Source organism: Nocardia sp. NPDC057440 (genome assembly GCF_042802915.1).
Classification (GTDB): domain Bacteria; phylum Actinomycetota; class Actinomycetes; order Mycobacteriales; family Mycobacteriaceae; genus Nocardia.
The window spans coordinates 435,658-445,398 of sequence record NZ_JBHVDF010000006.1 but is presented as its reverse complement, the minus strand read 5'-3'; the positions used below and the strand labels follow the sequence as shown (position 1 = coordinate 445,398).

Below are 9,741 nucleotides of genomic sequence, written 5' to 3'. Positions count from 1 at the left end.
GTGGGGGGGGTTTGGTTTTTTTTTTTTTTGGGGGGCGTTTGTGGCGGGGGGCCACCGCCTTGGTCGGGTTTATATTGGCCCGCCCCCGGGCGCCGGCGCGGGGCCCCTTCTCATGTCCTAGGACAGGCGGAAATCAGGGGATGACGGGTCCTGGCGTGCCCGGGCAGGTGAGATTCGCGTTGATCGCGCTGCCCAACGCGGCGCACAGCAGTGGGCCGCCGAAGAGGAGCTTTTCGAAGGCGGCCAAGGCCGCGCCCGCGGATCCGGTGCCCGAGGACCCGGTCGTGGTCATCCCGCCCGCCGATCCGGCGCCCGATCCGGTCGAGGACTCCAGTCCGGTCGACTCCATCGGTGTTCCGAGATCCGCGGCGGCCGTCCCGGTGGCTCCGGTCAGCAATGTTGCGCCGACGATGGCCGCGATAACTGTGGCACGCATCACGAACTGTTGTCTTTCTTGTCAACCAGGGCGATGCCTGGCGACACCTCCCTCGCGCCGCAGTCTACGGAGTGAAACGGAGATCTGTCAGACAATCGGCGAAGTGGTTGTTCTCGATCGACGATGGGGATGCGGGACAGCGAAACTGCCTGTCGCGCAACGGTTGACGGCGCTCAGGACGCGCGTTCGGCCTGCAGGATCTCGCCGATATCGAAGAATTCCCACTGGTTGGGCGGCATCATCGCGGTGACGTGGACCTGCCGCTGCTCGAAATCCAGCAGCAGTGCCACATGGATGCCCGGCCGTGCGATCGGATCATTTCGGTCTGGTCGGCCGGGATTCCGGGCGGACGGCCCAGGTCATCCGCGAATGGTTCGACGAGCGTTTGTGACCGGCCGGCCGAAGTGCCGGACAATACGGACGCACTCGATGATCACGCGCAGTGGCCTTACCCCGGCGGGGCGGAATATTCGCCATGGCCTCGCTCGCGCATCGGGCAGCAAAAAGGGCCAGGTCAGAACGTTTCCGCTCTGACCTGGCCCGTAGAGGGTGGCTGACGGGACTCGAACCCGCGACAGCCAGGATCACAACCTGGTGCTCTACCAACTGAACTACAGCCACCATTGCCGGTGAATCACCGGCGCGGTAGATATTAGCGTGTAACCCCCTGGAGTCCCTAATCCGTTAACGGCACGCCGTTTGTACTGGGCTTTTGGCGCGCCGCGGGGTTTGGCGGTGCGCCCCGGCCACACCGGGCCATCCGCAGCCCCGCTGATCCGACGCCCACGGGCCGGTTTACTCGGCGTCGGACCGGGTGGACGCCGTGTCCGTGTTGTTGCCGAGTTCGTTGGCGATGGCGGAGATCTCCGCGGTCGACGGGCCGGGTGCGGCGACGAACGCGGTGCGGCGGTAGTACTCGAGCTCGCGGATGGATTCCTTGATGTCGGCGAGGGCGCGGTGGGTGAGCCCCTTCTCGGGCTGGCCGAAGTAGATGCGCGGATACCAGCGGCGGCACAGCTCCTTGATGGAGCTCACGTCGATCATTCGGTAGTGCAGGTGGGTATCCAGCAGCGGCATGTCGCGGGCGATGAAGCCACGGTCGGTGGCGATCGAATTGCCCGCGAGCGGGACCGTGCCCGCGAGCGGCGCGTACTCGCGGATGTAGTCGAGGACCTGCTGCTCGGCCTCGGCGAGGGTGACCGTGGAGCGGCGCACCTCGTCGGTGAGACCGGAACGCGCATGCATTTCGGCGACCACCGGTGGCATGGCGGCCAACGCCTCGTCGTCGGCGTGGATGACGATATCCACGCCCTCACCCAGAATATTGAGGTCGCTGTCGGTCACGAGCGCGGCCACCTCGATCAGCTTGTCGCTGTCGAGACGAAGGCCGGTCATCTCGCAATCCATCCACACCACGTACTTCTCGCTCACCGGAGACACAGTAGCCGTTTGGTCGTGACCGACCGGGCCCACCCGGCCGCGTTGTCGCGGCGGATTTCGTGTATCGCATGCCCCGAATTCGACACTACGAATTTGTCGGACACCCGAGCAGCGGTAGCGGTGTCCTCCGGCGATGGCTGCGTTGGGCCCTCCGTACGCGACCAGCGGCGATAGAGTTTGCGGGAGTTCGGCGTAGGCGTTTGTGGCACGACAGCTAGCACTGCGAAAGCAGTCACGGTCAGACCTAGACGGAGGACGCGCGATGACCACCCCCCAGGAGAAAGCGGCCGCTGCCCGCAAGGCTGCGCAGGAGGCGGCGCGGGTCGCCGCGGAGGCCGCCGCCGCGGCGGAAGCCGCGGAGCGCGAGCTGGCCGAACAGGAGGCCGCGGCCGCCTCGGGTGCGGCCGATGCGGTGGCCGTGACCGCGGAGTCCCAGGCAAAGGCCGCCGCGACGGCGGAGACCGCTGCCGCGGCCGCCGCGGCGGCTCGAGCCACGAAGGCGGCAGCATCCGACACCGCATCGGCCGCGCAGCAGTCGCCCGCGCAGCAGATCGCCGCGGGCTACGCGTTCGACGGCGAGGCGCTTGCGCTCGGCTCCGTGATTGTCGACGGGGAAGTCGATCCGACTGCGCTGGTACGGATTCCGATGCGCACAGTGAACCGGCACGGCCTGGTCGCGGGCGCCACCGGCACCGGTAAAACGAAGACGCTGCAGGGCATTGCCGAACAGCTCTCGCGCGCCGGAGTGCCGGTGGTGCTCGCCGATATCAAAGGTGACCTATCCGGTCTTTGCCAACCCGGGCCGCCGAACGAGAAGCTGAGCGCGCGGGCGCTGGAAACCGGTGCGGGGCAATGGCAGCCGAGCGGATTTCCGACGGAGTTCGTCTCGCTCGGCACCGGTGGCATCGGAGTGCCGATCCGCGCGACCATCACCGCCTTCGGCCCGGTGTTGCTCAGTAAGGTGCTCGGGCTCAACGAGACTCAGGAATCGACGCTCGGACTGATCTTCCACTGGGCGGACCGGCAAGGGCTCGGTCTGCTGGATCTGAAGGATCTGCGCGCGGTCATCACCCATCTGACCAGCCCGGAAGGCAAGGAAGACCTCAAGGGCATCGGTGGGGTCTCCGCGGCGACCGCCGGGGTCATCCTGCGCGCGCTGGTGAACCTCGAGGCCGATGGCGGCGACACCTTCTTCGGTGAGCCGGAACTGGATCCGGCGGATCTGCTGCGGGTCGCGGGCGGGCAGGGGGTGATCACCCTGTTCGAGCTCGGCGCTCAGGCAGCGCGGCCGGTGATGTTCTCGACCTTCCTGATGTGGGTGCTCGCCGACCTGTTCCAGACCCTGCCCGAGGTCGGCGATATCGAAAAGCCCAAGCTGGTCTTTATTTTCGACGAGGCGCACCTGTTGTTCGCCGACGCGTCGAAGGCCTTTCTCGAGCAGGTGGAGCAGACGGTCAAGCTGATCCGTTCCAAGGGCGTCGGCGTGTTCTTCTGCACCCAGCTGCCGACGGACATTCCGAATGCCGTGCTCTCCCAACTGGGTGCGCGCATCCAGCACGCGCTGCGCGCCTTCACACCCGACGATCAGAAGGCGCTGTCCAAGACGGTGCGCACCTATCCCAAGACCGGCGCCTACGATCTGGAAAAGGCGCTCACCTCACTGGGCACCGGCGAGGCGATCGTCACCGTGCTCTCGGAGAAGGGCGCGCCGACTCCGGTGGCGTGGACCAGGATTGCGCCGCCGCGCTCGCTGATGGACACCATCGGTGATGAGGCGATCAAGTCGCGCGCGCTGTCGAGTTCGCTGTTCGGCAAGTACGGCCAGACCATCGACCGGGAATCGGCCTACGAGATGCTCGCCGCGAAGGTCGCCGCGGCACAAGAGAATCAGGAACCGCCCGCGGCGCCCGGGCGTTCCACGAAGGCCGCCGAGGCGGACTCGGCCGCCGAGCGCATCATGAAGAACCCGGCCGTGAAGAGCTTCCTGCGTTCGGCCGCCACCGCGGCGGGTCGCGAGATCAGCCGCAGCATCTTCGGCACCCGCAAGCGCTGAGCGGCTTTGCGCCCAGCAGCCGGCAACCCGGTGCGCATCGGGCTGGGGCGGCGGCAGGATCGGAATGAGCAGCGGGCCGAAGCGGGTGCGATCCACCGGCCCGAGCCCGGAGCGCGAGTGACGGTGGTCAGCGTCTGGGGTCGGCGCGGTGAATTAGCCCGCGTCGCGGTCGAGCATGTCGGGTTCGCGGTGTACGAGTTCGACGCAGCGGCCGCTGTGCACGGCGATGACGGGCAGTCGTGCGGTGTCGGACAGGGCGCGTCCATGCTGGTACGCGCCGGTGCACGGCACCGCGAGCAGGTCACCGGGGCGCAGGTCGGCGGGCAGCCGGATGTCGGTGGCGAGGATGTCGTTTCCGGCTCGGCCCGCGACGGTAGCGGTCCGGTGCGGTCCGGCCGCCTGCCGGTTCGCCAGCACCGTGCTCGCCAGCGCGGCGGGCCGCGTGCCCCCGCGCGCACCGCTGTCGACAATGACGGAGGTGTGCCCGCCGTCGTGGTGTTTGACCGAGCGCACCCGCAGTAGCGTCACGCCCGCGCGAGCCACGATCCCACGGCCGGGTTCGAGGGCGATATTCGGGCGCGGGAAGCGATGTCTGGCACAGGCCGCGTCGAGTGCGTCCTCGAGAATGGCGGCGAGTTCGGTCAGGTTCATTTCGGCGTCGCCGCTGCGATAGGCGACCGCGTGCCCGCCGCCGAGATCGAGGTCGGTGAGGATCCGGCCGTGGTCGTGGCGCACCTGCGCCATTTCCGCGACCATCCGCCGGATCGCCTCGCCGTAGTAGTCGGGGTTGTAGATCTGCGAGCCGACATGGCAATGGAAGCCGATCAGGTCGAGCATCGGGTTGCTCAGTACCTGCTCGACAGCAGCAGCAGCAGCGCCGACCGGGAAGTCCGTCCGTCGAGCAACCTCCGTCGGCTGATCATCCACGTCGATATCGGCGGATAAGCGCAGCAGCACTCGCTGCGGATGAGTGGCCACCGCCGCGAGCAGATTGATCTCGGCGAGCGAACCGGCGACGATCCGCCCTACGTGGCAATCGACCGCGGTCACCAGAGCGTCGAAGGATTCCCTGTTGCCGTGCATGATGATTCGCTTCGGGTCGACGCCGGCGGCCAGCGCGACATCCAGCTCGTCGGCTGAGTGCACAGCCACCGAGAGACCTTCGTCGGCGACCCAGTCCACGACGGTGCGAACCAGCAATGCCTGTCCGGCATAGACGATCTCGGTCTCCGGGAAAGCCTTGCGATACGCACGGCAGCGGCCCCTGACCTCGTGCTCGTCGAGGACCATCGTTACGGTGCCGTACCGCTCGGCGATATCGGCGAGCGCGACACCGCCGACCACGATCCGGCCCGACTCGTCGTAGTGCGAATCGCGAGGCCAGATCGCGGTATCGAGGCGTGCGGCCGTCACCGACCGGGTGGACGAGAAGAGGTCGAGCAGCGTCACGGTGTTCTCCTGTGTGCGCCCGCTGGATAGAGCTGCGGGGATACTCAGGTGTACCTCGCCAGGCGGGGTGCTCGACCTGTCTTTAGCACAACCTTGACCACCCGATCGGCGATCTTGACGAATCACTGACATGCCGTTGCCGACGCCGCGTCCTCAGCGGCCGATATCCCGGCTGAGCAGGTCGGACAGGGTTTCCCGGCGTACCAATTCCCGGGACACGCCCTTGCGCACCGCGACGATCGGCGGGCGGCCGACGCTGTTGTAGGACGACGCGAGGCTGTGGTGGTAGGCGCCGGTGCACGGCATGGCCAGCACCTCGCCGGGCCGCAAGTCCGCGGGGAGCTGCACGTCGGTGGCGAGGATGTCGCCCGCCTCGCAGAACCGGCCCGCGACCGTGGCGGTCATCTGCGGGCCGGTCGGGTGCCGATTGGCGACGACCACGCTGTATTGCGCGCCGTACAGCGCGACCCGCGGGTTGTCGCTCATCCCGCCGTCGACCGTGACGTAGGTGTGTCCGCCGTCGATGTGCTTGACCGAGCGCACCCGATAGAGCGTGACACCTGCGTGCGCGACGATGGCGCGGCCCGGTTCGATGGCGATGACCGGGCGTGGGAAACCTTGGCGCGCACAGGCCGCATCGAGGGCGTCCTCGACGATCTCGGACAGGTCGGCGAGATTCATTGCGGCGTCGCCGCAACGATAGGCGACACCGTGTCCGCCGCCGATGTCCAGATGGGTGAGCAGGTGGCCGTGCTCATCGCGGACGCGCGCCATCTCGGCGACCATCCGTCGAATGGCCTCGCCGTAGTAGTCCGGATCGCAGATCTGCGAGCCGAGATGGCAATGGAAGCCGACCAGCCGCAATGTCGGCTGGCGCAGGATGCGGGCGACGGCTTCGGCGGCCGATTCGCTACCGAGCGGGAAACCGAACTTCTGATCGGTGACGCCGGTGACAACGGCGGGATGGCCGTGCACGTCGATGCCGGGGGACAGCCGCAGCATGACCTGCTGTGAGCCGGTGGACAGTGCGGAGAGCAGCGTGATCTCGGCGAGTGAATCGACGACGATCCGGCCGACGCCGACCTGAACGGCGGCCTCCAGTTCGTCGAAGGACTTTCCGTTGCCATGCAAGATGATTCGTTGGGGATCGACGCCCGCGGCGAGCGCGACGGCGAGTTCGCCCGCCGAGCAGACATCCACGGATAGTCCCTCCGAGGTGACCCAGTCGGCGACCGCCGTGATCATCAGCGCCTTGCCCGCGTAGTAGATCTCGGCCTCGGGGAAGGCCGCCCGATACGCCCGGCAGCGCTCTCTGACCTCACGCTCGGCGAGCACGTAGGTGGGGGTGCCGTACTGGTCGGCGATATCGGCGAGCGCGACACCACCGACGGTTATTCGGCCCGCGTCGTCGTAATGCGTGTCCCGTGGCCAGATCGCGGAGTCGAGCCGAGGGGGCATTCCCCCCGCCCGCAGCGACGGGAAGATTTCGAGCAGCGTCACGGTATCTCCTGGTTCGCCCCCGCTTTCTCCTCCTGCGGGGCCGTTGTCAGGACTACGCCGATTTCAGCGGCCCGAACCACGGGCATATGCGAACTTGACGCTTCGCTCCTCGATCTTGACGAGATCGCAACAGCGCGCCGACCAGGCGTTTACTAGCCGCCGAGCTTCCGGTAGAAAGCGCCGGCGATGGGTGCGGTGAACGAGCGGGGTCCGTACTGACCAGCCACGCTCATGCCCTTGCTGATCAGACCGGGAACCACGCGCATCTTGTTGCGGGCCAGGGCATCGATGGACACCTTCGCCGTGTATTCGGAGGTGACCCACATGAAGTCGGGGACCATACGGTCGACGATCGATGCCTCGGTCGGGTCCGGCGTTTCGGTGCGCACCGGGCCGGGCGCGAGCAGGGTGACGTGCACGCCGGAGTCCTTCAGCTCGCCGCGCAGCGATTCGGAGAAGGTGTTGGCGAAGGCCTTGCTCGCCGCGTAGGTGGCGTTGTTCGGGATGGGCATATTGCCCGCCGCCGAGCCGCTGATCAGGATGCCGCCGCCGCCACGCGCGATCATGCCGGGCAGCACGGCGAGCGTGAGGTCGTGCACCGCTACGGCATTCAGTTCCATCTGCGCGCGTTCGTAGGCCATATCCAGTTCGGCGACGGCCCCGAACGTGGCGATGCCCGCGTTATTGCACAGGATCGCGATATTGCGCGCGGCCAGTTCCTCGACGAGGACGCCGCGCTGGGTGCGGTCGGCCAGATCGACCGCGCGCACCTCGGCGGTGATGCCGTGCGCCAGCGTGAGCCGCTGGGCGAGTTCGGTGAGCAGGTCACCGCGCCTGGCGACGAGGATCAGGGAGTACCCGCGCGCGGCGAGGTCGGCGGCCAGCGCGGTGCCGATGCCGGAGGAGGCGCCGGTGACGACCGCGCGATTCTCGGAGGTGGGGGAGGGCAGGCTCACGAGTCGAGCCTAGGCGATGCGATCGTCCTGATCGACGAGCACGTCAGCGTTTTCGGTGGAGGTCGAGCGGTCGGCGACTCTCGTGCGGCCGCACACGTCGCGTCGGCGTGGCGATGCCTCGCGTCCGTGCCGTCGGATGGATGTCGGTCAGACGGGTAACCGCCGCTGTCGACCAGTATCCCGGCACTCTCAGGATGACTCTCCGTAGCGGGTGGCAATCGAGGCGGCGCGGTTGCGCAGGGAAGTGCGCAACGACCGCGGGGCCAGGGCTTCCACGTCCGTGGTGAGCTGCCACAGCGCCCATTCGGCGTGTCGTGAATCTTGGAAGGTCACCTCCAGCCGCAGCCAGCCGTTTGCGTCGGGTTCCTCGGTGCGGACGGCGAGTGCGGTGCTCACCAGGTCCTCCCGCCGCGCCGGGTTCACCCGTACCAGCACGGCGATGTGGTCACCGCCGGTCCGAAACTGTGTGCTGCGTTCCTGCCAGGCCAGGTCCAGATCGACCCGGTCTGGTCGCTGTGCCGGTTCGGGGAGTTCCTCTGCGGCCAGCACTCGCGACAACCGGTAGGTGCGGTCCGCGCCAGATCTCGTGGCCAGCAGGTAGCCCTGGTCGCGAACGATGACCATGCCGATCGGGTCCACCGTGCGCCACTTCGGGGTCTGGTCGACGGCCGCGTAGTGGATGCGCAGCTTGTTTCCGGCGAACACCGCGCGCCGAACCTCGGCCAATATGGCGCCGGGCACCTCCTCAGCGACCAGCCGACGCGACAGTAGATCGGTCTGTGGGTCGATGAGCAATCGCTCGGCCACGTCTGCTGCGGTGTCCCGATAGCTTTCGGGTAGCGCGTCAACCACCTTGAGCATCGCCGAAGCAAGCGCCGAGCCGAGGCCGAATGCCTGCGCGCCGCGCCGCGATCCGGCGATGAGCAAGGCAAGCGCCTCATCGTGGTTCAGCCCGGTGAGCTCGGTCCGAAACCCAGGTAACAACGCGAAACCGCCGTGCCTGCCGCGTTCGGCGAAGACCGGGACGCCGGCCGCGGACAGCGCCTCGATGTCGCGCAACACGGTGCGGGTGGACACCTCCAGCTCGTCGGCCAGCTCGGCCGCGGTCAGCCGACCGCGCTGGCGCAGCAGCAGCACCAGCGACACCAACCGGTCGGCGCGCATACGAAAACTTTACTGAATACACGACACAGGATGTCGTGATTCGCTGGGAGGCTTACCGCCACGGCGTCACAAACAGCGGCTACCGGGCCGACGGACGTACGTACTTCAACGATCGAATGGAGCTGATGTGGTAGCGGAACGAACAGCGGTCAACCCGGTGACGTGGTCGGTGGAGATGGGATTCAACCAGGGTGAGCTCGTCTCCGGGCACACCCGGACCCTGTACTGCTCCGGGCAGACCGCGATGAGCGGCGACGGCAAGCCCCAGCATGCCGGTGACATGGCGGCGCAGTTGGCGCTGAGCCTCGACAACGTGGAGGCCGTGCTCGCAGAGGCAGGCATGTCCCTCGCGAACCTCGTCCGGCTCAACGTCTACACCACCGACGTCGATCTGCTTTTCCAGCACTACGGCGTGCTGGCGTCGCGGCTGGGCGCTTCCGGGGTGGCACCGACTACCACGATGCTCGGGGTCACACGACTGGCGATCCCCGGGCAGATGGTCGAGCTCGAGGCAACCGCCGTCGAGTGATGCCACCTCGCGGCCTCCGGTAGGGCTGCCGGAGGCGGCGAGTCACGGCTCACCCAGCCCCCTACCTCCAGGCCGCTCGGTGTCGTGAATCCCCGGCCACCGCCAGCGCCTCGGACGTTGTCGATCGAGTCGGGGCGGGGGGGGGGGGCGCGGGGGGGGGGCGCAGCCCGTGCAGGGCGGTGGGGGGGGGCGCGGGGGGCGCCCCGGCCCGGAG

General features: G+C 67.8%; 8 protein-coding genes and 1 tRNA gene. 2 read left to right on the top strand and 7 right to left on the bottom strand.

Going from position 1 to position 9,741, the window contains the following annotated elements; translation table 11 throughout:
* Positions 1-133 precede the first annotated feature (133 nt).
* From ACFU4Z_RS15520 to orn, 3 genes are all read right to left on the bottom strand, one after another.
* Positions 134-436, bottom strand: coding sequence for a hypothetical protein (locus ACFU4Z_RS15520; protein ID WP_379063240.1), 303 nt, complete (start codon positions 434-436; stop codon positions 134-136).
* A 548-nt stretch (positions 437-984) separates the two neighbouring features.
* A tRNA-His gene (locus ACFU4Z_RS15515) sits at positions 985-1,057 on the bottom strand.
* A 174-nt stretch (positions 1,058-1,231) separates the two neighbouring features.
* The gene (gene orn / locus ACFU4Z_RS15510) at positions 1,232-1,867 is read right to left on the bottom strand and encodes an oligoribonuclease (RefSeq protein ID WP_379063238.1); all 636 of its coding nucleotides are present in this window, start codon (positions 1,865-1,867) and stop codon (positions 1,232-1,234) included.
* A gap of 271 nt (positions 1,868-2,138) precedes the next feature.
* Between orn and ACFU4Z_RS15505 the strand changes: the two genes are divergently transcribed.
* On the top strand, positions 2,139-3,929 hold the full coding sequence (locus ACFU4Z_RS15505) for a helicase HerA-like domain-containing protein (RefSeq protein WP_379063236.1): 1,791 nt from the start codon (positions 2,139-2,141) through the stop codon (positions 3,927-3,929).
* 153 nt (positions 3,930-4,082) lie between these two features.
* Here ACFU4Z_RS15505 and ACFU4Z_RS15500 read toward each other — a convergent pair whose 3' ends face one another.
* The 4 genes from ACFU4Z_RS15500 to ACFU4Z_RS15485 all read right to left on the bottom strand — a co-directional run bounded on the left by ACFU4Z_RS15500 (position 4,083) and on the right by ACFU4Z_RS15485 (position 8,998).
* Positions 4,083-5,378 carry a diaminopimelate decarboxylase family protein gene (locus ACFU4Z_RS15500; protein WP_379063234.1) on the bottom strand — a complete coding sequence of 432 codons (1,296 nt, stop codon included), beginning with the start codon at positions 5,376-5,378 and terminating at the stop codon, positions 4,083-4,085.
* Between the two features lie 153 nt (positions 5,379-5,531).
* Positions 5,532-6,878: a diaminopimelate decarboxylase gene (gene lysA, locus ACFU4Z_RS15495; protein ID WP_379063232.1), complete on the bottom strand. Its 1,347-nt coding sequence runs from the start codon at positions 6,876-6,878 to the stop codon at positions 5,532-5,534.
* Positions 6,879-7,030: 152 nt separating this feature from the next.
* Positions 7,031-7,834: a mycolate reductase gene (cmrA, locus tag ACFU4Z_RS15490; RefSeq protein WP_379063230.1), complete on the bottom strand. Its 804-nt coding sequence runs from the start codon at positions 7,832-7,834 to the stop codon at positions 7,031-7,033.
* Positions 7,835-8,023: 189 nt separating this feature from the next.
* Positions 8,024-8,998 (bottom strand): helix-turn-helix transcriptional regulator, encoded by a 975-nt coding sequence (locus tag ACFU4Z_RS15485; protein WP_379063228.1) that lies wholly within the window; start codon positions 8,996-8,998, stop codon positions 8,024-8,026.
* Positions 8,999-9,173: 175 nt separating this feature from the next.
* On the opposite strand from ACFU4Z_RS15485, the gene ACFU4Z_RS15480 reads away from it, so the two are divergent.
* Positions 9,174-9,527 (top strand): RidA family protein, encoded by a 354-nt coding sequence (locus tag ACFU4Z_RS15480; RefSeq protein ID WP_379063496.1) that lies wholly within the window; start codon positions 9,174-9,176, stop codon positions 9,525-9,527.
* The last annotated feature ends 214 nt before the right edge of the window (positions 9,528-9,741 follow it).